Consider the following 23452-nt stretch of genomic DNA (forward strand, 5'->3'; position numbering starts at 1 on the left):
GTTTCCGATCAGGCCCGACTAGATCAGATCGCCTCAGCGGGAACAACAGTAAACATCAGAATCTGACCCCAGATAACTGCTCGAAACCGGCGCCCATCTTGTGCACACTGACCACGCAAACGTCGGCACCCGCGTTCATCGCCCACGTCGGTAGATCCTCGTGGAAGGGCAGATGCGCGCCCCACGCCTCATCGACGATCAGCGGCTTGCCCCGTCGGTGGCAGACCTGAGCGATGCCCTCGATATCGGCGCAGGTGCCGTACGGGCTGGGGCTGACGATCAGTGCGGCGGACGCATCCGGGTGCCGCTGCCAGGCCTCCTCGACCTGTTGAGGTGACGGCGGGTGTGAGAGGTGGCGTTCGGCGTCCCACTGCGGGGTGATCCAGCGGGGCACCAGACCCGAGAAGATCAGGCCGGCGACCACCGACTTGTGGCTGTCCCGGCTGAGCATGAGGCTGCCGTCGCACCCGGCTACCGCCATCATGGCGGCCTTGACCGACAGCGAACTGCCGCACGTCGAGAACCAGGCCACCCGCGCTCCCACGGCCTCGGCCATCAGGTCCTCCGCCTGCTTCAGATAGCCATTGCTCATCCGCCGGTCATCGAGACCGCCACTGGCCAGCACATCGCTGAAGAACGGCTCTCGACCCAGTACCTGCAGCACCCGCCGATCGACCCCGCGGCCCTGGCGATGCCCCGGCGGCGAGAACCCGTACCGGTGGGAAGCGTGGTACTCGTGCAGCGCGTCAAGCAGCGGCGCCGCGGCCTGATTGCCCGTCATGGCGGGTGAGTACCCACATCAGCCCAACCGCCACACACGCGGTTGTCATCACCGCGAATGCCGTCGTGAAGGAGAAGGAGGTGGCCAGCGCCCCGACAGCCAGAGAGCCGAGACCGGTACCGGTGTCGAACCCGACATTCCAGGCCACGCTGACCGCACCGCGCGCGTGCTCACCGGTCGCGGCGAACGCCTGCACCAGAGTGAGGTTCTGCAGGGCCCCGTAGGCGATCCCGAGCAGGACACAGCCGAAGATCACGCCGGCTGCGCCGGCGGTCGAGCCGACACCGATCCCGATCGCGATCACCGCAAGGCCGACCGCACCGATTCCCAGCATCGGGGCGATGAATCTCGCCGGGCCGTGACGATCGGCGACACCCCCGATCCACCACCGGGCCAGCGCGGCCGTCCCGGTCATTCCGAGCAGCGCCGCGAATGCGGTGGTGGCGCCACCCAGTTGCGGGGCGAAGGTCAGGATTCCGCCGCCGCCCGCGGTGATCACCACGAGTGCGGCGATCGGTCCGACCAGTCCTCCGATACCGTGCAGCCGATCGGAGTGTGCCTCGTGGGACAGGATCGGTGCCGGGCGGGCGAAAGCCAGCGGTAGCCCCAGGAGCGGGGCGGCGGCCAGCACGAACACCAGCTGATAGCCCACATGCTCGGCCAGCCACGGCGCCAGCGGGATGAGCACGAACTGCGGTGCCGCGATGGCCAGCCCGTACGCGCCGATCGCCCGGCCGCGGCGCTCCTGCGGGATCAGCGCCGCGATACCGCTGACACCACAGACCGTCAGGACGCCGAAACCCAGTCCACGCAACGCCGCCAGCACCAACACCTGCCACAGGGACGTGGCCAGCGGGTGCAGCAGTGCCGGCGCTCCCAGCAGCACCAGCCCGAGCGTCAGCGTGAGTGCCCATCCCGCGCGCCGCAACAACCGGCCGACCAGCAACTGCGCGATGACGGTGCACAGCATGAGCAGGCCGTTGACCACTCCGGCCCCGAAGTTGTCCGCGCCGATCCGGACTGCCCACATCGGGGCCACCGGCAGCAGCAGGGAAAAGCCGGCGAATCCCAGTGCGGCACAGGCCAGCAATGCGGGCATGCCTGGTACCCGCCACACACTGTCGCGGGTCACCGCCGGAACACCACCGCACCGGCGATGATGGTGGCGGTCACCAGATCGGCGTCGAGCGTATCCACCACGCGCTGCGGAGAGCCCGCCAGCAGGCACAGGTCGCCAGGTTGGCCGGGGGCGATGCTGCGCGGCCGGGCCGGGTTCCCGGCGCTGCCCAGGAAGAGCGTCAACGAACGACGCCCCGAGATCCGTTCGACCGGGTTCAGCACCACACCGTGCGGGGTGCGGCGGTGCACCGCAGCGCGCATGGCCGCCCATGGGTCAGGGGCGCCGAACGGCGCATCGGTGGACAGCGCCACCGAGACCCCGGCGGCCAGCAGCGTCGCGAGTCGCCACAGTTGATCGTGTTCGGCGCGAGGCACATCCGCGTGGTACTGGTCGCCCCGCTCCGCGACGAAATTGGGTTGGGTCACCACCGTGATCCCTAGGGAGACGAGGTCGTCGATACAGTCCTCGGGCACCATCGCGGCATGCTCGATCCGGTCGGCCGGGTGACTGCCCGCGGCGCGTAGCGCGGCGATGGTGACGACGAGTTGGGCCGCCGTCACGCAATGCACCGCCACGGGTTGACCACGACGGTGACGCTCGGAAATCCAGGCCGTCAACTCATCCAGGTCGAGTCCGTCATCGTGCAGGATTCGCTTGCCCGGTGCCAGGTAGTGCACGCGCTGACGCATCCCGATGGGGCGGTCTGCCGGCTGAAGGTCCGGGGTCGCATCGGTGACGCCGGTGACGCCATAACCGGCCAGGCGGGCGCTGAACTCCGCGATCTGGGTGGGACGCCGTTGCAATGCATCCGACCAGGTCGGGTCCGCGCTGCGCAGCCGCCCATCGGGATGATCGCCCAATCCCAGGGCCGCGAGGCCGGGCGAATTCACCGTCCACATCACCCCGCTGCGATGCTGCACCCGTACCGGTGTGCCCGGTATCAACCGGTCCAGCATGTGCCGGTCCAACGGGCCGGCCACCGCCTCGTGGTAGCCGACGGCCCGGATCCAGCCGTCGCTGCCCACCACTGCGGTCGTCAGCGCCTGCGCCAGTGCGGCCTCGCCGACCACCTCGGCTGGGCCGACCCGGATCGAATCCTGTTCGGCTGCAGCCGAATGCACGTGCAGATGGTGATCGTGCAGCCCTGGGATCACGGTACCCGATGCCGCGTCGAGCACCTCTTCACCGGGCTCGGGCGACAGCGACTCCGAGACCTGCTCGATGGTCTCGCCGACCCGGATGTCGACCACGGCTCCGTCCAGCAACGTCGCACGACGAATCAGCATGGGGCATCGGTCCGTTCCGCCACCAACCGGCGCACCGCCTCGTTGTGGGCTCCGAGTTCGGGGCCTGCCGCACCTGGTGTGGGACGGACCGCGTGCACCCGGGTGGCGTCATCGTCCGAAGAGCGGTATCCGGCAGCCACCGCCGCCATCGAGAGTTCGATCAGTTCACCGCCTCCACGTGCCCGCGACTGCGCCACCGCGGCAGCGGCGTGCAGTCCGGTGAGAGGGTCGGCGATGGCGTCACCGCTGAACATCGGTGCACCGTCCCGGTATTCGACCAGACCACCTGACACCGCAGCATCGTCGCCGAACGCCACCCAGTCGGCCCGGCCCCCATCGGTACCGTGCCCGGTGATGCGCAGCCAGATCCGCCCGGGCCTGTCCGAGACTCTGTCGGGCCCCAGGCCGCGACGGGCCAGCGCGGCCGGTCGCGAGGCCTCGATCACCACATCGGCCACGTCGATCAGTGCGGCCAGCTCACTTGGATCGTCGAAATCAGTAGCGTACGAGAGTTTTCCACCGTTCATCCAGTCGAAGAATTCCGGCTCACCGGCGCGGGTGCCGTCCGGCCGGCTCCAGCTTTCGACCTTGACCACGGTGGCCCCGGCCCGGACGAGCAGCTGACCGCACAGCGGCCCGGCCCACATCGACGACAGATCGGCCACCAGCACCCCGGCCAGCGACGCGGGCCCGGCCGAGCCGAGCGGGCGCACCACCGGGGGCGTCGGCCGGGTTTCACCCCGTACGCCGACCGGCAATCCGAGCAGGCGAGCGCGTTCGGCGACCGTCGCGGCGCTGGTTTCCGCCACCCATCTCCGGATCGCCGGCCAGGCATCGGTGGCTACCGAATCAGCCTGCAGCAGTGCGGGGATCATAGCGATGTCATCGGGGCGCGAGAGGGTCAGGGCGCACCATCCGTCGCGAGCAGCCAACAGATGCGTCGCCCCACCCGCCGAGATCTGTCCCCGGGGCGCGATGTCCAACAGTGCGGCGCGTCCGGTCAGCAGCTCGGTGGCATCGAGCGTGACACCGGTGTGTGCCGTGAAACCGTCGGCGACCTCCTGGGCCTGCCTCAGCAGGGCCCTCGGAATCGCCAACTCCGCCATCAGAACTGCAACGCGCTGAACCGCCAGTCCAGCACCTGGCGATCGGGGTCGTCGGGTCCGCCGGCCGCGTACACCAGCGAGCGCAACCGCAGCACCCCGGCATCGGCCGACTCCACGTGCAGCTCACTGAACAGGGTGTCGCCCTCGTGCACCGGACCGGTGTGGTCACAGGACTCCCAGCCCAGCACTGTCACCAGGTTGGGCAACAACCGGTTGGCCTGGGCCAGCGCGAGCCCGATGGTGTGTCCGCCGTACACCAGGCGCTGACCGCCCGCCCGCCAGTCGTGATGGGTGGCAGCAATATTCAAGGTCAGCCGGGCCAGTTCCGGCGCGCTACTGACCACATCTGCGGTGCTGTGCAGCACCGCGCCGGACCGGCCCGGATCGAAATGCGGCCCGGGTACCCGGGCGCGGAATGCCTCGGCATCCCAGCCTGCCGTGGGGTTCGGCGCGGTGGTATCGGCCCCGATCGCCGATAGATCGTCGGCGTGTCCGGTATCGACGTCATCGCCGGACAGCGGCAACATCGCACAGCGGTAGAAGTCGAGAACCTTGCGGTCCAACTGGTCGACGGTCGTCATCCGCAGGGCGGCCAGGCCGGTGGCCGCACGACCCGGCTTCATCGAATTCTGTTTGAGACCAACCACTTCGGTGCGGGTGTACAGGCTGTCACCGATCACCGGGCAGCGGTGGAACGCCAGGCCGCGGTAGAACAGGTTCGCCTTGACCCGCTGCGTCACCAGCGTGCTCTGGCCGATCGCCACATCGCAGACCAACCCGGGGTGCGCCAGCGGCCCCGGTTCGCCGGTCACCGCGGTGGCGAGGTCGGCATCGAGCGCCAGCCGCAAGCGGTCGCCGAGGATCGCCTGGTGCGTCGCTGCCGCACCGGCGGTCAGCGTCATCGACGGTGCGGTGTCGAATACCTGGCCAACCACCAGGTCATCGAAGTACGGACCACCCTGTTTCACATCTGGCACTATGCCATTCACCGACGGTGATCCTGCGTCTAGGGCGCGGAAGTGCGAGAAGGGACCGCCCTCACCGCGGAGTCACCGTTTCGGGCCGCACCTCATCGACCAAGCCCCACGCCTGGGCCGTCGCGGCGTCGATGGTGTGCCCGGAGAGCACCAGATACGCGGTGCGCCACCGGCCGATGCGCCGCGTGATGCTCACCGTGCCGCCCGCGCCCGGAATCAGCCCCAGAGCCAGTTCCGGCAGTCCTATCACGGCGTCCGGGTGGCAGCGGACCCACCCGCAGAAGGAAGCCATCTCCAGACCGCTGCCCAGCACCTGACCGTGCACCTCGGCGCGGCAGCGCCGCCCCAGCCTTTCGGTGAGTTCATCGAGCACCAGGGCCGGGCTGTGCCGGGTACGGGCCAGGTGGGCGCTCGCCGGGTCGTCGAACGAGCCGAACTCGGCCAGATCGCCTCCGCTGCAGAAGGATCGGCCATTGCCCCCGAGGACCACCTCGTCGACCGACGGATCCAGCCGGGCCACCTCGAGGGCCTCCAGCAGGGCGCCCCGGGCGTCAGTGGAGAACGCGTTGTGCCGCTGGGGCCGGTTGAAGCGGACGTGCAGGGTGTTCCCGTCGCGGTGGGCCTGCACCGGGTCGGGAAGCAGCGGCGCGGTGGCCGGTCCGCGATCGGCCAGCCACCGGGCGAACTCTCCTCCGGACTGCAGCGTTGAATAGGCCAGCGATTCAGTGATCACCCCGGCTCGGGTCTGCCCGCCCGGATCGAAAGAACGCAGCACGTCGTCACACACCGCGGCGGCCTGCGGCCACGTCTGGCAGCGCTCAATGAGTTCGTCCAGAGCCCGTTGAACCGACTCCACGGTGACCGCTCGCCGGTCAGTGCTGGGGCGTTCGGTCAACGTGAACGTCACGGCATCGGTCGGGGTGTCGACCCCGACCCGGATTCCCGCGGGCAGCTCGTGGATCACGAGTACTTGTTTATCAGCCCCTGCTTGTACAGCTTGCCGGTATCGGTGCGGGGCAGCTCGGCCTCGAACGAGATGGTCCGCGGGCACTTGTAGTGCGTCAGCCGCTCACGCAACCAGCCCATCAGCTCTTCGGCGAATTCCGGGGTGGCATCAGCCGGGTCCACGGTCTGCACCACGCCCTTGACGCTCTGCCCCATCTCGTCGTCCGGGATGCCGAAGACCGCGGCATCCATCACCTTGGGGTGGACGACGAGCATGTTCTCGGCTTCCTGCGGGTAGATGTTCACCCCACCCGAGATGATCATGTGGTGGCGCCGGTCCGTCAGGTACAGGTAGCCGTCCTCATCGACATATCCGATGTCGCCCACGGTCTTCCAGCCATGAGAATCCCGCGAGGACGCGGTCTTCTCGGCGTCGTTGAGGTACTCGAAATCGGCACCGCCCTCGAAGAAGATCTCACCGGCCTGACCGGGTGGCAGCTCCTTGCCGTCCTCGTCGAGGATGTGCACCAGACCGTTCATCGGCTTACCGACCGAACCCGGGTGCGTCAGCCAGTCCTCGGCGAAGATCACCGTCGCACCGATGGCCTCGGACGAGGCGTAGTACTCGTCGACGATCGGACCCCACCAGTCGATCATCTGCTTCTTGATCTCGACCGGACACGGCGCGGCGGCGTGCATCACGCGCCGCAGACTCGACAGGTCGTACGAATTACGCACATCCTCAGGCAGTTTCAGCATGCGGGTGAACATCACCGGCACAAACTGTCCCTGGGTGACCTTGTGCTTCTGGATCGCCTCCAGGCAACCTTCGGCGTCGAACTTCTCGAGCACCACCGTGGTGATGCCGGCGGCCTGGGTCTGCATCGACCACACCGACGGCGCCGTGTGGTACAGCGGCGCGGGACTGAGATAGACCGAGTCCGGTTGCATCCAGAACCCGACGAGCGCCGACATCATGCCCGGGGTTTCCGACGGCGGCACATGCGGCAGTTCGCGCTTGATGCCCTTGGGCCGGCCCGTCGTGCCCGACGAGTACTGCAGCAGATCGCCGTCCAACTCGTCGTCGATCGGGGTGGCGGGCAGGTCGGCGACGGCCTCGGGGTAGCGCTTCCAACCGTCGAGCTCGCCGGAGGCGCTGGTCGCCGACGATTCGGCTCCGTCGGCGATCAGCAGGGTGCCCGGCAAGCCGTTGGGCAGCTCCTTCTCCAGACCGCTCAGGACGTCCTTGAGGACAGCGGAGCCGACGATGGCCTTGGCTCCACTGTTGTCGATGATGTAGGCCGCCTCCGCGGCGGTCAGATGCGTGTTGATCGGCACGTAGTACAGCCCGCTGCGGCGCGCCGCCCACATCACCGCGTGCATGTGCTCGTTGTTCTCCATGAGAATCGCGACCACATCGCCTTCTTGCAGACCCTGCCGCCGGAAGTAGTGGGCCAGCCGATTCGCGCGGGCTTCGAGCTCACCGAAGGTGACGACGGTTCCCGTCGGGTGGAGGATGATCGCCGGCTTTTCGGGGTTGGCCTCGGCATGCTCGCGGATCTGCATGATGGCACTGTAACGGGCGCCACTTGACAGGTGTCAATTAGGGCGGGGTTACACCCACCGCGCAGGCCGTGAGCAGGTCTTTGACTGCAGAAGCACTCAGGCCGCCCGCACCGCTAATCACGGCCCTGGTCGGGTGCGGCGGACCTACGATGTCAGAACGCCCAGCGGATCGAGCGTGGGGAGCGCCGATGCGATTCACCGAATGGCGCTGAGGACGGCCCAGACATGGCGTCGGGAGTCCTCACGTTTCTGTTCACCGATATCGAGGGATCCACTCGACGGTGGGAGGCCGACCGTGACGCCATGCGGGCGGCGCTCGAGGTCCACGATGAGGTGCTGCATCGGACGATAACCGAGCATGAAGGACAGGCGTTCAAACACACCGGCGACGGGGTGTGTGCTGTCTTCACCTCACCAGCGGGCGCCGTCGAGGCCGCGGTGGCCGCGCAGCGGCAGTTGGGATTGCCGGTCCGAATGGGTATCGCCACCGGAGAAGCTCAATTGCGCGGCGACGACTACTTCGGCCCGGTGCTCAACCGAGCGGCCCGCATCATGGCCGCCGGCCACGGCGGACAGATCCTGCTCGACGGAGTGACATCCGGCATGTTGAGCGACGTAAACCTCATCTCGGTTGGCACCCGCACGCTGCGCGACATCACCAAACCTGTTGAGCTGTTCCAGGTTCGGGCAGATGGCCTACGCACCGAGTTCCCACCGTTGAATGCGATCGATGCCCAGCCGGGCAATCTGCGGACGCCGAGCACGAGCCTCATCGGCCGTGCGGCCGAACTCGATGAGTTGGACACGACCCTGAAAGCACACCGCGTGGTGACGTTGACCGGTGTCGGCGGTGTCGGCAAGACCCGACTCGCACTGGAAGTGGCTTCACGATCCGCAGACAGGTACCCGGATGGGGTGTTCGTCATCGAACTTGCCGCAGTCGGTGATCCGGCGGCCGTCCCTGACGAGGTCGCAGCCGTGCTCGGCATCACCCAACAGGCAGGATTGAGCGTCTCCGACAGTGTCGCTGTGGCGTTGGAAGGCCGATCCCGGCTGCTGGTGCTCGACAATTGCGAACACGTCCTGGATGCCACAGCGGATCTGGTCGAACGGATCTTCGCCCATTCCGACACCGTCGGAATCCTGGCCACCAGCCGGGAAGGGCTACGACTCAACGACGAACAGCTCTGGCCGGTACCGTCGTTGGATATCCGGGCGGGCAGCAATTCGGCCGCCGCCGCATTGTTCATCGATCGGGCGCAGGCGGTATCGCCGTACGCCACGTTCACCGCACCGGCGGAGGCCGCCGCAGTAGTCGAGATCTGCCGCAAGCTCGACGGGATTCCGTTGGCGATCGAGCTTGCAGCGTCCCGCACCGGGTCGATGACGGCTGCCGAGGTGCGGGACCGCCTCGATGATCGCTTCCGATTGCTCATCGGAGCACGCCGCGGGTTGGAGCGCCACCAAACGCTGCGCCACGCTGTGCAATGGTCCTACGACCTCCTGCAAAGCGATGAAAAGGCCCTACTGGCAAGGTGTTCAGTGTTCGCCGGCGGATTCGATCTGGCGGGAGCGTGCGCGGTATCGGGTTCCGGCGACGAACTCATCACCTTGGATCTCCTCGATGCCTTGGTCCGCAAGTCGCTGCTGGTGGCCGACCGGGCATCCGCGCGAACCCGCTATTCGATGCTGGAGACGATCCGCCAGTTCGCCGAGGAACAACTCGTCGGCTCAGGCGACGGCGAAACTGTGCGCGCCGCGCACGCGCGCTACTTCGCAAACCTGGAGCCCGAAGTGCTTGCCCTGTGGGACAGCCCGCGTCAGCGGGAGTCCTACGCATGGTTCTCCGGCGAACTACCGAACCTGCGTGCAGCATTCCGATGGGTGGCCGATCACGGCGACCTCGATACCGCCGCCACGATCGCGGTGACGTCGATCTTCCTCGGGTACTTCCTCGAGCAGTGGGAGCCCATCGCCTGGGTCGAGGAGATGATCCCACTCGCAAGAGCCGCACGACATCCGCGGCTGGCGCAGTTGTACGTGGGGGCTGCGAACTGTGCGGCATTGGGCCGACTCAACGACTTCGACGAATACGCCGACGCAGCCCGGGCGGCGATCGACAGCGGAGAGTTCGACGACGTGGGTGACGCGTTTTCGTGTGTGGTAGCCGCCGGGTACAGCACGACGGGTCGGCCCGAGCGGGCAGTTGAGTGGTGCCGGACCAGCATTGCGCGGCGTCCGGACGGCCACACCGCCAGCGAGGCGGTGATGGTGGTGTCGCTGGCCGTCTGCGGCGCCGCGGCCGAAGCAATGGCGGTGTCGGAGAACCTGCTCGCGGCCGCCGCGGCCGCCGACAATCCCAGCCTGGCGGGCGCGGCGCTGCTCGGATACGGCTGGGCCCGGCGGGAGTCCGATCCCACTGCGGCGTACGAAGCCCTTCGCCGGGCACTGGTGATCGCCGACGAAAGCGGTGACCGGCAGCAGACTTCCATCATCGCGGGACTTCTGGCGGGGCTCGCGGCCGACCGCGGCGAGCTTGCCGAGGCGTTTGGTTACATCGCCCAAACCGTCCGGCACTACTACGATTCCGGAACCACCGAGCTCATGCGAGTCACGCTTGGGTTGCTCGCGGCGCTGCTTGTTCGGCTGGGCATTCACGAGCCGGCGACTACCATCATGGGGTTCACCACGGCTGCAATCGGATACCCGAGTTTTCCCGAGATCAGCGGCGCGATCGCCCATCTGCGCGACGTGCTCGGCGAGGAACGCTACCAATCACTGGCGATGACCGGTGCCACCATGACCACCACCGAGATTGCCGATTATGCATTCGAACAGATTGACCTGGCCCGAACGACCCTCGCCGACCAGACATGAAAGCCCCGGAATCAGCCCGTTTTGGGCACCTGCGCGTCTGCTAGCGCTAGAGAATCCGGCTCAACAGCAGCGTCAGGCTGGTGTTCGCGTCGTCGAGAGGTTGCAGCGACCTGGCGCTACGGCACTGGATGATGGCGCCTTCGAGGGAGCTGACGATGAAGCTGCCGAGTGAGACGGCGGTCGCGGCGTCCACTCCCTTGGACTCGATCGAAGCAGCGATCACTCTGGCCCAGTCAGCAAACACCGTTGCCGAAGCTTCGCGCACTGCCAGGGCGTCCGGCCCCGCCTGGGCGGCCGCCACGATCGGACATCCGCCGGTGAAATCATTGTCGATCAGATTGTGCTTCCAGCCTTCGATGAAGGCGCCGATCACGTCCTCAGCGGGCAGGGCCTGCGTCAACTCCTCGATCCTGGCGGTGATGATCCGCCCGGCCTCCAGCGTCGCCTGTTCCATCAGTTCCGTTTTTCCCGCCGGAAAGTGCTGGTAGATCGAGCCTCGGGCGGTATTACTGCGCTCCAGGAGATCGCTGAGGCCCGTCCCGTGAACGCCGTACTCACGCATCAACTCGATCGCGCTCAGAATGAGACGTTCCCGCGGGCCCGCCACCGCCGCCACCCCTCTCCATCACCGAATAGACCAGTCGGTCCATCCTAGTTGACGCCGCGTAGACCGATTGGTCTACGATGCCGAAATGCACAATCTGGCGATCTTCGGCAAACTCGCCCGAGTCTGCGCGAAGTATGCATGGGTGGTCCTGGGGGCGTGGCTGGCCCTGGCCGGCGTGCTCAATCTGGCCATCCCCCAGCTCGAGCGAACGGTGGCCGAGCACTCTGCGCCGTTCACCCCGGAGAGTCCGACCACCGAAACCCTCCGGCAGATGTCGCGCGACTTCGACGTCCCCGACACCACTGCCGTCGGCAGCATCGTGGTGTCCAGCGACCGGGTCCTCGGCACCGCCGACACCGACTACTACCGCGACCTGGTATCGCGACTGGTGGCCGACAAGGACGACGTCGCCTACGTCCTCGATACCTACGGCACCCGCGGACTGGAGGACCTCGGCCTGAGCCCCGACGGGAAGGCCATCCACCTGATCGTGGCAACCACCGGGGACGTCGGCTCGACCCGCGCGCACCGCTCCACCGAGAACGTCCGTGCCGTGGTCGAAGAACTTCCTCGCCCGGCCGGGCTCGACGTACATTTCACGGGCGCCGCACCGACACTGTCGGATCTGTTCTCCGCCATCGACACCTCGCTGGCCATCATCACCGTGGTATCGGTCGTGCTGATCACGCTGCTACTGCTCGCCGTCTACCGGTCGCTCCTGACCGCGCTGATTCCCCTTCTCACCGTGGGCATTTCGCTGGCCGTGGCGCGGCCGGCCATATCGTGGCTGGGCGGACACGAACTGATGACGGTTTCGAACTTCACCATCGCGCTGGTCACCGCGATGGTGCTGGGCGCGGCCACGGACTACGGCATCTTCCTGCTGGCCAACTACCACGAGGGCCGACGACGAGGGCTGGGTGTCGACGACGCGGTGGCCCGCTCCGGCGCGCATACCGCAGGTATCGTCATTGCCTCCGCCCTGACCATTGCCGGGGCCGGAATGGCCATGATTTTCACCAAGATCGGGATGTTCCGCACCGCCGGGCCGCCCATCGCGCTCGCGATCGCGATAGCGGCGGCGGTCAGTCTGACGCTGACCCCCGCGGTCATGGCGCTGTGGGGCCGGCGCGGTTATGCCGAACCCCGACCCCTCGATGAACGACGCTGGCGCAAGCGCGGTGCGGCCATCATCCGCCGGGCCCCGGCCCTCGTCGCCGCATCGTTGGCGTTCCTGCTCGCCACCAGTTCAGTGCTGTTCACGTTCGAACCGAACATCGACGAGAACGCCATGCAGTTGCGCGCCACCGACAGCAAGCGAGGCTACGAGGCCGTCTACCGCCATTGGGGCGTCAACGAGGCAGCCCCGGAATTCGTCACCATCCGGGCTGACCACGACATGCGCAACACCAATGACCTGGCCGCGCTGGACCTGATCGCCATGTCCATCGGCAACCTTCCCCAGGTCGCCTACGTCCGCTCGATCACCCGGCCCGAGGGAAAACCCTTGCCCGAGACGGCCATCGGGTCTCAAACCGCGCAAGTCGGCGCCGGTCTGGCGGACGCCCACAATCGCGTCGAACAGGCCATACCGCAGCTGAAACGCCTGGCCTCAGGGGTCACCCAGCTGCACGACGGCTCCGCCGGCGCCGCCGAAAGGCTGCCCGAACTCGCCAAGGGCGCCCACGATCTCGTCACGCTCACCCGGAACCTGCTCGGCACCCTGGAATCCGCGAACCGGGTGGTCGACACCGTCTCTGACGGATCGCTCGATGTGTCCGCGGTCGTGCGCACCATGTCCGGCGCCACCGACGCACTGGAAGGTGCGGTGAACGAGATCGATGCCACCCGTGACAAATTGACCGTTCCCACGGCAGCCGTACACGCGGTGTTCGACCCACTCACGGCAGCCGACCCCGGCCCCGACTGCGCAGCGGACTGCATGCGCGCACGGCAGGCATTCGCCGACCTCAACGCGGCCACCGGCGGGAAGGCGCAGCTCGCGATCACCGGATTGACGCTCGCCGCCCCGCTGGTCCCCGAGCGCCCGGTGAGCACCGCGCTGGAAACGCTGCCCGACCTTCGCGCGGGCATCAAAGGCCTGCGGACCATGCTCGACCAGCTGGGCACCCGCACGCCCGAGCAGACGCGGGGTGATCTCAACCGGCTGATGTCCGGAATCAACGAACTGTCAACCGGTCTGGGCCAACTCACCACCGGGCTGGGCCAGGTCAAGTCCGGCACTGACACCATGATGGCGCTGACCACCGAACTCAGTGCGGGGCTCAACCGCGCGTCGGACTTCCTTCATCGGATGTCCGCCGACACGAGCACCGGCGCGGGCCGGGGTTTCTACCTGCCCGAGGAGGGCCGCGCGGACCGACGGTTCACCGCAGGTGAACGAATGCTCATCTCCCCAGACGGCCGCAGCGCCCGCATGATGGTGGTCTGGTCGGTCAACCCGTACGGCGCCGAGGCCATGGGCGCGGTGCCGGATGTCATCGCAGCGGCGAACAATGCCGCAACGGGAACCGTGCTGGAGCACGCCCAGATCAATTCGACCGGCCTGGCTTCGCTGTCCCAACGCCACCTCGACCAAACCTGGCGCGATTTCGCACTTTTCGGTGTCGTCGCGGTGGCAGCCGTGCTGCTGGTACTGATCGTGATGCTGCGCAGCCTGGTGGCGCCCGTGTTGATGATCGCCGCGGTCGTGCTGTCCTTCGGCGCCGCGGCCGGAATGTCGACCCTGATCTGGCAACACCTGATCGGCATCAGCCTGGACTGGTCGGTGTTCCCGGTGGCGTTCATGGCCCTGGTCGCCGTCGGCGCCGACTACAGCATGTTGTTCGCCGCCCGGATCCGCGAGGAATCCCACAGCGGAGTGACCAGCGGCATCATCCGAGGATTCGGCAGCACCGGCAGCGTGATCACCACCGCCGGAGTGGTTTTCGCGATCACGATGTTCGCCCTGACCAGCGGGACGGTGCTCAACCTGGTGCAGATCGGATCCACCATCGGCATCGGCCTGCTACTCGACATCACCGTGGTGCGGACCTACCTGGTTCCGGCCGCGATGAGCCTGCTGGGAGAGCGCATGTGGTGGCCGGCCCGCGCGTGACCCCCGCCTAGACAGCCGAAAGGCCAGTTATCGCACGCTTTTTCGCAACTTGCGTGCAATAACTGGCCAGTCGGTTCTGGAAAGGGTTAGGCCTCTTCGCTCAGGCGGTGCTTGAGAGCGTCGAACTCGTCCTTGATGCCGGTGGGCAGCTTCTCGCCGACGAACTCGAACCACTCTTCGATCAGCGGGAGCTCGGCCTTCCACTCCTCGGCGTTGACGGCCAGGGCCTCGTCCACGTCGGCGGGATCCACGTCGAGCCCGGACAGGTCCAGGTCCGCCGCGGTCGGCACGATGCCGATCGGCGTGCTCTTGCCGTCGGCCTTGTGCTCGATGCGCTCGACGGCCCACTTCAGCACGCGGCTGTTCTCACCGAAGCCCGGCCACAAGAAGCGGCCGTCGTCGCCACGGCGGAACCAGTTCACGAAGAAGACCGCGGGCATCTTGGACTCGTCGGCGTTCTTGCCGATGTTGATCCAGTGCTGGAAGTAGTCACCGACGTTGTAGCCCAGGAACGGCAGCATGGCCATCGGGTCGCGGCGCACGGTACCGACCTTGCCCTCGGCCGCGGCGGTCTGCTCGGAACCCAGAGTGGCTCCGATGAACACGCCGTGCTGCCAGTCGCGGGCCTGGGTCACCAGCGGGACCGTAGTCTTGCGACGCCCACCGAACAGGATGGCCGAGATCGGCACACCCTGCGGGTCGTCCCACTCCGGCGCCAGCGTCGGGCACTGGGAGATCGGGGTGCAGTAGCGCGAGTTCGGGTGCGCCGCTTTGGTTTCCGCCTCGCGCAGGTTCCAGTCCTGGCCCTTCCAGTCGATCAGGTGGTCGGGCTCGCCCTCCAGGCCTTCCCACCACACGTCGTTGTCGTCGGTCTTGGCGACGTTGGTGAAGACGGTGTTGCCCGCGGCAATCGTCTTCATCGCGTTCGGGTTCGAATCCCAGTTGGTGCCGGGCGCGACGCCGAAGAAACCGAACTCCGGGTTGACGGCGTAGAGGCGGCCGTCCTTGCCGAACCGCATCCAGGCGATGTCATCACCGACGGTCTCGGCACGCCAGCCGGGAATGGTGGGCTGCAGCATCGCGAGGTTGGTCTTGCCACAAGCCGACGGGAACGCCGCGGCGATGAAGTAGGCCTTGTTCTCCGGGGAGATCAGCTTGACGATCAGCATGTGCTCGGCGAGCCAGCCCTCGTCATGCGCCATGGCCGAGGCGATGCGCAGCGAGTAGCACTTTTTGCCCAGCAGCGCGTTACCGCCGTAACCCGAGCCGAAGCTCATGATCTCGCGGGTCTCCGGGAAGTGGGTGATGTACTTCGTGTCGTTGCACGGCCACGGCACATCCTTCTGACCGGGCTCCAGCGGTGCACCGATCGAATGCAGCGCCTTGACGAAGAAGCCGTCGTCACCGATCTTGTCGAGCGCGGCCTGGCCCATGCGGGTCATGGTGCGCATCGAGACCACGACGTACTCGGAGTCGGTGATCTCCACGCCGAGCTTGGGATCCTCGGCGTCGAGCGGACCCATGCAGAACGGCACCACATACATGGTGCGGCCGCGCATCGAACCGCGGTAGAGGTCGGCCAGGATCCCGCGCATCTCGGTGGGATCCATCCAGTTGTTGGTGGGGCCGGCATCGATCTCGCGCTCGGAGCAGATGAAGGTGCGTGATTCGACGCGGGCGACGTCGGACGGATCGGAGAGCGCCAGGTACGAGTTCGGCTGCTTCTCTTCGTTCAGCTTCTGGAAAGTGCCCGCCTCGACCAGGTGGGCCGCCAGACGGTCGTACTCCTCGGCGGACCCGTCGGCGAAAACCACCCGGTCAGGCTGAGTCAACTCTGCGACCTCCTGAACCCAGGCCAGCAGTCCCTGATGTTTCGTCGGTGCGGTGTCCAGACCCGGAATGGTCGCTGAGGTCATCAAATTCTCCTGCGTAGGTTTGTGTAACCCAACCCGCGTCACGACGCGATCACGGCTACCCCTTGGGTAGAGGTTAACGCGGGTGACATACCCACGGTGAACCAGTGGTATGTCCGATCACTCACAGGAACGATTCAGATCAACGTTATCAGCTGGTTACTCGTCAGTAGCATCGCTGTTGCCGTACAAATCGGCCCGGACCGCGTCCAGCGCGCGCTGTAGTGGCGGGATCCGCCGGTCCCGCTGAGCCGCCGCCCGCGCGGTGGCGATGGCATGTTCCCGCAGTTCGGCGTCCATCGCGGCGGTCTTCTCCGCCGCCGCGGCGCTGTCGGCTTCCTCCCGGGCCGCCTGCTCGGTGGTAAGTGCGGATTCCGCAGCGAGCACCCGCGTGGCGACGAGTTGTTCCACCGCCGAACGCAGCGTCGTGGTGATCTCGCCGACCCAACGATCCAGCACCGCCCGGTCGTGCAACAGCGCGCGGGTGCCGACCACCCAGACCGCCAGGAGCAGTCCCACCACCGCGCCGACCACGAGTCCGGCCACGGCCAGCCGCGGCGCCGCACCGACCAGCAGCCGGCTGACCGCCACCGCGACGCCCAGTCCGAACCCCGCACCCAGAACCAGCATCAGCCGGGTCTCGGGTGTGCGGGATTTCAGCGGTGGCGGCGGCAGGTGGGGCACCGCCGGCTGAGCCGGCAATCCAGTCACCGCCGGCTGAGCCGGCAATCCAGCTACCGCCGGCTGAGCCGGCAGCTCGGGCAGGGCCAGCTCCAGTTCTGTCGCGACGCCGCGTAGGTGTGCGGTGATGCCCTCGTCGACCTCGCCGACAACCTCGCCTGCGCGCTGACGGGCGTACTCCTCGAACGTCGCGATCCGGCGACGGCTGATGCCTGCGACATCCTCCTGCAGTTCGGTGCGAACCGAATTGCAGCGATTACGGGCGAAGTAGCCGAGTTGAACCCGGGCCTGCTGCATCTGACTGCGCAGCGCGATGCTGCGTTCGGTGCGGGTCAGCCTCCGGGCCCGGGCCACCTCTGCGCGACGCTCCCGCAGCACATCCACCCGCGCCTGGCGGTCCGCCCCCGACCCGTCGGCCTCGTAGCGGCCGATCACTGCTTCCAGGCGAGTTTCCCAGGCGCGCAACCTGTTCCGGCGAGCCATATCGGGATCGACCAACCGGCCGGACAGCAGGTCGACGAGTTCGTCGAGTTGCGGTTCGCCGAGATCGGGTGCCGCCGAAACCCCCACCCAGGGCATGCGCTCGTAGCGCTCGTCGCGTCCACTCAGGATCGCCGCGTCTGCGTCGCGTACGTCGCGCCAGTCGCGGTAGGCATCGATCTTGGACACCACACCGATCACCAGGTCGGTGTAGCGTGACGCCAAATCAACCAGGGCACAGTCGGATTCGGTGATCGGGGCGGCCGCCGAAACTACGAAGACGACGGCCGCCGGCGCCTCACCGGCGACCAGTTCGGTGGATTCCACGAACGTGGTCTGCGGCATCCGCTCCCGTAACGCCGCCATCACGCTGGTCGATCCGGCCAACCACGGACCGGCCACCAGCACCGCGTCGCGGGTCTCCACCCCCGGCGAGTTCAGGCCGGGATCGATCGCCGCCACCACGGCGTCAGCCGCCGCCACCGCATCCGCCACGGCCTCGTCCCGGGCCGTACCCACGTCGGTCATCGTTCCTTACCCGCCGCACCCAACAGTCTCAGTGACCCTCGCACAATGTCGTCGCCACAACTACGGTGCAGGGCATTCACCGGACCGTCACGGTAGCGCCGCCAGTGCCGGGCCCGGCACAGGTGGGCGTCACGGCCGGCGCCGGGATCCACCGTCAGCCCATCGGCCTGCACCACGTCCACTGCCGCGGCCATCAGCGCGATCACCGTCTCGTCGGCCGCCAGGAAGCGGCCCACGGCCGGACCGCCGACCGCGCGCAGCTCAGCCAGCGCCCACCGCACCCGTTGGTACCGGACCGAAGCGGCCGCAGTATCGATGTCCGCGACCACCCGGTCGACCCCACTGAGCCGCCGCAACAACTTCGGCAAGCTCTCGGCGGTTGCGCCACGGCTCAGCGCCAGCGTGGTGTGCGCGATCCCGAACCGGTCGAGACGGTTCAGGAGCTCGGCGCGCACCGGCCCGTCCACCCGGTGCGGAACAGAGACGAAGGCGTCCACCGACGTCAGGTCCGCGGGTTCGGCCGCCAGCAGTCGGAGTGCGTCTACCAGCGGCTCCGGCAGGACCGATCGGCTCAGCAGCGCGATCATCGGCGTCACCGGCACTCCGGCCAACTCCTGCAGACGTCTGGACCGGTGACGGGCGGTCGCGATAGGACCGCCGGGTCCGGACCCGGCCAGGTCGGCCTTGTTGAGGACGACGAGCGTCGGGCGTCCCGCCCGGTTCAACGCTGCGAGCAGGGCCTCATCCTCGGGTTTGAGCACCTCCGCGATGACGACGACCGTGACGTCGCCGCTTTCGGCGATCTCCAGACCTGCGCCGGCAAGTGCGTCCTCCACTGTGCTCACGCCGACGCCTCGACGTCCCCGCACACCCACCGTCAGGGGAGCCGTCACCCGCGCAACGATCTCCGCCAACCGCGCATCGCCGTCACGGTCGGCAAAGCGTGTGAGCTCGTCTGCGAAAATCTGGCGGCCTTCCCTACGCGGTGACGGGCGCAACCCCGGTGCCTCACGAAAAATCGTGACATGACCCGGACGGACTCGCGAACAGATGTTTGAGCCCTGGCAGCTGGAGGCAACTGTTGGGTATCAATCTCTACCACGATGCGGGCACACCGCCCCCGATAAGAGACCATGGACGGATGCACCCGTCCAGGTCCGACGTCGGTGGGCCGGCGTCGGCAGATGAGGCGGCCGACGTGCCGCCTGCCCAGCCGCACCGTTTTCCCCGGGTGACCAGCTTCCGCACCCGGCGGTCGACGCTGTCGCCCGCCCAGCAACAAACCTGGGAGCGGCTGTGGCCCGAGCTCGGCATCCAGGCCCGTGACGAGGACTCGCAACCGGTCGTCGACCTCGACACCACGGTCTGGTTCGGCCGCTCGGCCCCGCTGATCCTGGAGATCGGCTCCGGCACCGGTACCTCCACTCTGGCCATGGCCCAGGCCGAGCCCGATTTCGATGTCGTCGCGGTCGAGGTCTACCGCAAGGGCCTGGCCCAACTACTGAGCGCTATCGACCGCACCAACCAGACGTCGGCCCCCGTCACCAATATCCGCCTGGTCCGGGGGGACGGCGTCGACGTGCTCGAGCACATGTTCACCAGCGGGGCCCTGACCGCCGTCCGGGTGTACTTCCCGGATCCCTGGCCCAAGGCCCGCCACCACAAGCGCCGCCTGCTGCAGCCGGCCACGGTGGCCCTGATCGCCGACCGGTTGCGTCCCGGCGGAATCCTTCATGCGGCCACCGATCACGCGGGATATGCCGAGCACATCGCCGAGGTCGGCGACGCCGAGCCCCGGTTGCGCCGGGTCGAGCCAGGCGCGGCCCTGCCCGTCTCGGTCGAGCGTCCGGTCACCAAGTACGAGCGCAAGGCATTGGCCGGTCCCGACGTCACCGAGCTGGTGTGGGAGAAACTGCCATGAGTGTGACCGAAGACATGCACGACGACACCGCGCAGGTAGAGGCCCGATCGAGCGCAGGTTCCGACACGCCGGACGGCACGCCCGCACGCCGCGTGTTGCTGGTGTGGGATGCGCCGAATCTCGACATGGGGCTTGGCGCGATCCTGGGTGGCCGCCCGACGGCCGCGCATCGTCCCCGCTTCGACGCGTTGGGGCGCTGGTTGCTCGCGTACGCCTCTGATCTGGTCGCCGAAAGCGGCGATGACGGAGATGTCTCGCTGGAACCCGAAGCCACTGTCTTCACCAACATCGCCCCAGGTAGCGCCGATGTGGTGCGCCCATGGGTGGAAGCGTTGCGTAACGTGGGTTTCGCCGTCTTCGCAAAACCGAAGATCGACGACGACAGCGATGTCGACAGCGACATGCTCGACCACATCGCCCTGCGTCGCAGCGAGGGACTGGCAGCAGTTCTGGTTGCCTCGGCTGACGGACAGGCGTTCCGGCATCCACTCGAAGAAATAGCCCGTGAGGGCACCCCGGTGCAGGTGCTCGGATTTCGCGAACATGCGAGCTGGGCGTTAGCGTCGGATACCTTGGAGTTTGTCGACCTGGAGGACATTCCTGGTGTGTTCCGGGAACCGTTGCCACGGATCGGCCTGGACTCGCTGCCCGAGCAGGGAGCATGGCTGCAGCCGTTCCGGCCGCTGTCCTCGCTACTGACCGCACGGGTATGACAACTGAAGACCTTCGTCGAAGCCATGCGCGGGTCACCACAAGTTTTGAAGCGAAATGTTAAAGCGTTAGGAGCCTAAGTGTTCGCCTGGTGGGGTCGAACGGTGTACCAGTTCAGGTACATCGTCATCGGTGTCATGGTGGCGCTGTGCCTAGGTGGCGGCGTCTACGGCGCCAGTCTCGGAGAGCACGTCACCCAGAGTGGTTTCTACGACGAGGGCAGCCAGTCGGTCCAGGCGTCGCTGTTGGGCGACGAGGTCTACGGCCGCGATCGAACCAGCCACGTTGTCGCGATCCTGACGCCGCCGGATGACAAAAAGGTCACCGACAAGGCGTGGCAGAAGACGGTCACGGAAGAACTCGACAAAGTCGTCGCCGACCACCCGGACCAGGTCCAGGGTTGGGTCGGCTGGCTGAAGGCGCCTGACGTCGCCTCGCTCGCCGCGATGAAGACCGAGGACGGACGTCACACCTTCATCAGCGTCCCCCTCAAGGGCGACGACGACGACGCGATCCTGAAGAACTACCAGGCCGTCGAACCCGATCTGCAACAGGTCAACGGCGGCGACATCAAACTCGCCGGCCTCAACCCGCTGGCCAGCGAACTGACCGGCACCATCGGCACCGACCAGAAACGGGCCGAGCTCGCGATCGTGCCCTTGGTGGCAGTCGTGCTGTTCTTCGTCTTCGGCGGTGCGGTTGCCGCCGCCCTCCCCGCGATCATCGGCGGCCTGACCATCGGCGGTGCGCTGGGCATTCTGCGGTTCACCGCCGAATTCGGACCGGTGCACTTCTTCGCCCAGCCCGTCGTGACGATGATGGGCTTCGGTATCGCCATCGACTACGGCCTGTTCATCGTGAGCCGGTTCCGAGAGGAACTCGCCGAGGGTTATGACACCGAGGCCGCAGTACGAAGATCGGTGATGACCTCCGGCCGAACCGTGGCGTTCTCCGCGGTGATCATCGTGGCGTCCTCGCTGCCACTGCTGCTGATCCCGCTCGGGTTCCTGAAGTCGATCACCTACGCGATCATCGCCTCGGTCATGTTGGCGGCATTCCTGTCGATCACGGTGCTGCCGGCCGTCCTGGCCATCCTCGGACCCCGCGTCGACGCCCTGGGCGTCACCACGCTGCTGAAGATCCCGTTCCTGGCCAACTGGCCGTTCTCCCGCCGGATCATCGACTGGTTCGCCGAGAAGACCCAGAAGACCAAGACCCGCGAAGAAGTCGAGCAAGGGTTCTGGGGCCGACTGGTCAACATCGTGATGAAACGGCCCATCGCCTTCGCCACCCCGATCTTGGTCGTGATGACCCTGCTGGTCCTTCCGATCGGCTCGCTCACGCTCGCGGGTATCAGCGAGAAGTACCTGCCGCCGGACAACGCGGTGCGCCAGTCGCAGGAGCAGTTCGACAAGCTCTTCCCCGGGTTCCGCACCGAACAGATCACCCTGGTGATGCAGCGCCAGGACGGTGAGCCGATCACCGACGCCCAGATCGCCGACATGCGGGCCAAGGCGATGACCGTCTCGGGCTTCACCGATCCGGACAACAATCCGGACGCCATGTGGAAGGAACGCGCGGCCACCGACAGCGGTTCGAAGGACAAGTCGGTCCGGGTGATCCAGAACGGCCTGGTCAACCGTGGCGACGCGGCGACGAACATTTCGGACCTCCGGGCCCTGCAGCCCCCACATGGCATCGACGTGTTCGTTGGTGGCACCCCCGCCCTGGAACAGGACTCGATCCACAGTCTGTTCTCCAGATTGCCGCTGATGGTGACGATCCTGGTCATCACCACCACGGTGCTGATGTTCCTGGCGTTCGGATCGATCGTGCTACCGGTCAAGGCCGCGTTGATGAGTGCCCTGACGCTCGGTTCGACGATGGGCATCCTGACCTGGATGTTCGTCGACGGCCACGGGTCAGGGATATTGAACTACACGCCACAGCCACTGATGGCACCGATGATCGGTCTGATCATCGCGGTGATCTGGGGTCTGTCCACCGACTACGAGGTGTTCCTGGTCTCCCGCATGGTGGAGGCCCGAGAACGCGGCATGTCGACCGCCGAGGCCATCCGCATCGGTACCGCGACCACCGGTCGCCTCATCACCGGTGCCGCCCTGGTGCTGGCGGTGGTGGCCGGTGCGTTCGCCTTCTCCGACCTGGTGATGATGAAGTACCTGGCGTTCGGTCTGCTCATCGCACTTCTGTTGGACGCCACGGTCATCCGTATGTTCCTGGTGCCGGCCATCATGAAGCTGCTCGGCGACGATTGCTGGTGGGCTCCGCACTGGATGAAACGCATCCAGGAGAAGCTCGGCCTCGGTGAGACCGAACTGCCCGACGAGCGCAAGCGCCCGATGGCGCAGGACTCCGGCGAGGACCCCCGCGCACTGGCCGGTGCCGGTGCCCTGCCGGCACCACCGCGGCCCCACGATCCGACGCACCCGGCGGCCGAACCGATGCGCCCGCTGATGCCTCGGACCAACGCCCCCTCGGCTGCGGGCACCGCCCGTATCACCCCGCCGCAGCGGCAACCCGAGCAGCAGCCACCGCAGCCCAGCCAGGAGCCGTCCACCACCCGGTTCGCCATGGCCCGTAACGCCGTGCGCAACGCGGTGAACACGGCCGTCAACACGGTCAACACCGCGACCGGCAACACCAACGCCAACACAGAGCGCACCCCGCAGCCGCCGGCGGGACGGCCTGCCGGAGGTCCGGCGGGACCTCCGCAGCGCGAAGATCGCGAGATCGAGTCGTGGCTGGGTGCATTGCGTGGCGGCCCGGCCAAGGGTGGTCCGTCCAACGGCACCCCGCCGCCCCCCCCCGAGC

The 23452-nt window shown here is 67.2% G+C and carries 15 protein-coding genes and 1 pseudogene; 5 read left to right on the forward strand and 11 right to left on the reverse strand.

All coding sequences use genetic code 11. The features are described from left to right. Positions 1 to 76: 76 nt before the first annotated feature. From A5779_RS05615 to fadD4, 7 genes and pseudogenes are all read right to left on the reverse strand, one after another. A pseudogene (locus A5779_RS05615) lies at positions 77 to 781 on the reverse strand (aminotransferase class I/II-fold pyridoxal phosphate-dependent enzyme); the annotation flags it as partial. Then, positions 747 to 1913 carry an MFS transporter gene (locus tag A5779_RS05620; RefSeq protein ID WP_082941544.1) on the reverse strand — a complete coding sequence of 389 codons (1167 nt, stop codon included), beginning with the start codon at positions 1911 to 1913 and terminating at the stop codon, positions 747 to 749. The pseudogene A5779_RS05615 and the gene A5779_RS05620, both read right to left, overlap by 35 nt. Further along, entirely contained in the window at positions 1910 to 3187 is a 1278-nt protein-coding gene (locus A5779_RS05625) for an amidohydrolase family protein (protein ID WP_064879796.1), read from the reverse strand. The genes A5779_RS05620 and A5779_RS05625 overlap by 4 nt, the downstream gene beginning before the upstream one ends. Then, positions 3181 to 4293 carry a CoA transferase gene (locus A5779_RS05630; RefSeq protein WP_064879798.1) on the reverse strand — a complete coding sequence of 371 codons (1113 nt, stop codon included), beginning with the start codon at positions 4291 to 4293 and terminating at the stop codon, positions 3181 to 3183. The genes A5779_RS05625 and A5779_RS05630 overlap by 7 nt, the downstream gene beginning before the upstream one ends. Further along, positions 4293 to 5195, reverse strand: coding sequence for a hotdog family protein (locus A5779_RS05635; protein ID WP_236734657.1), 903 nt, complete (start codon positions 5193 to 5195; stop codon positions 4293 to 4295). Before A5779_RS05635 ends, A5779_RS05630 begins: the two co-directional genes overlap by 1 nt. Positions 5196 to 5331: 136 nt before the next feature. Next, positions 5332 to 6231 carry an enoyl-CoA hydratase/isomerase family protein gene (locus A5779_RS05640; protein ID WP_064879814.1) on the reverse strand — a complete coding sequence of 300 codons (900 nt, stop codon included), beginning with the start codon at positions 6229 to 6231 and terminating at the stop codon, positions 5332 to 5334. Further along, positions 6231 to 7781 (reverse strand): fatty-acid--CoA ligase FadD4, encoded by a 1551-nt coding sequence (gene fadD4, locus A5779_RS05645; protein WP_064879800.1) that lies wholly within the window; start codon positions 7779 to 7781, stop codon positions 6231 to 6233. The genes A5779_RS05640 and fadD4 overlap by 1 nt, the downstream gene beginning before the upstream one ends. Before the next feature lie 225 nt (positions 7782 to 8006). Between fadD4 and A5779_RS05650 the strand changes: the two genes are divergently transcribed. Next, the gene (locus tag A5779_RS05650) at positions 8007 to 10658 is read left to right on the forward strand and encodes an ATP-binding protein (RefSeq protein WP_064879802.1); all 2652 of its coding nucleotides are present in this window, start codon (positions 8007 to 8009) and stop codon (positions 10656 to 10658) included. A gap of 46 nt (positions 10659 to 10704) precedes the next feature. Here the strand turns inward: A5779_RS05650 and A5779_RS05655 are convergent, their stop codons facing one another. Further along, on the reverse strand, positions 10705 to 11274 hold the full coding sequence (locus A5779_RS05655) for a TetR/AcrR family transcriptional regulator (protein WP_082941545.1): 570 nt from the start codon (positions 11272 to 11274) through the stop codon (positions 10705 to 10707). Between the two features lie 76 nt (positions 11275 to 11350). Between A5779_RS05655 and A5779_RS05660 the strand changes: the two genes are divergently transcribed. Beyond that, positions 11351 to 14383: an MMPL/RND family transporter gene (locus A5779_RS05660; RefSeq protein ID WP_064879818.1), complete on the forward strand. Its 3033-nt coding sequence runs from the start codon at positions 11351 to 11353 to the stop codon at positions 14381 to 14383. 86 nt (positions 14384 to 14469) lie between these two features. Here the strand turns inward: A5779_RS05660 and A5779_RS05665 are convergent, their stop codons facing one another. From A5779_RS05665 to A5779_RS05675, 3 genes are all read right to left on the reverse strand, one after another. Then, positions 14470 to 16299 (reverse strand): phosphoenolpyruvate carboxykinase (GTP), encoded by a 1830-nt coding sequence (locus A5779_RS05665; RefSeq protein ID WP_064879804.1) that lies wholly within the window; start codon positions 16297 to 16299, stop codon positions 14470 to 14472. Positions 16300 to 16455: 156 nt separating this feature from the next. Next, positions 16456 to 17985: a hypothetical protein gene (locus A5779_RS05670; RefSeq protein ID WP_207549032.1), complete on the reverse strand. Its 1530-nt coding sequence runs from the start codon at positions 17983 to 17985 to the stop codon at positions 16456 to 16458. After that, on the reverse strand, positions 17982 to 18899 hold the full coding sequence (locus A5779_RS05675; RefSeq protein WP_110776916.1) for a P-loop NTPase family protein: 918 nt from the start codon (positions 18897 to 18899) through the stop codon (positions 17982 to 17984). The genes A5779_RS05670 and A5779_RS05675 overlap by 4 nt, the downstream gene beginning before the upstream one ends. Positions 18900 to 19108: 209 nt before the next feature. On the opposite strand from A5779_RS05675, the gene trmB reads away from it, so the two are divergent. The 3 genes from trmB to mmpL3 form a co-directional block, all read left to right on the forward strand. Then, positions 19109 to 19906 (forward strand): tRNA (guanosine(46)-N7)-methyltransferase TrmB, encoded by a 798-nt coding sequence (trmB, locus tag A5779_RS05680; protein WP_064879822.1) that lies wholly within the window; start codon positions 19109 to 19111, stop codon positions 19904 to 19906. Then, the gene (locus tag A5779_RS05685) at positions 19903 to 20619 is read left to right on the forward strand and encodes an NYN domain-containing protein (RefSeq protein WP_064879806.1); all 717 of its coding nucleotides are present in this window, start codon (positions 19903 to 19905) and stop codon (positions 20617 to 20619) included. The genes trmB and A5779_RS05685 overlap by 4 nt, the downstream gene beginning before the upstream one ends. A gap of 78 nt (positions 20620 to 20697) precedes the next feature. After that, positions 20698 to 23452, forward strand: a 2755-nt coding sequence (gene mmpL3, locus A5779_RS05690; RefSeq protein ID WP_064879808.1) for a trehalose monomycolate exporter MmpL3, incomplete at its 3' end; no start/stop codon positions are given.

This window comes from Mycolicibacterium peregrinum (assembly GCF_001665625.1).
GTDB classification, from domain to species: Bacteria; Actinomycetota; Actinomycetes; order Mycobacteriales; family Mycobacteriaceae; genus Mycobacterium; species Mycobacterium peregrinum_B.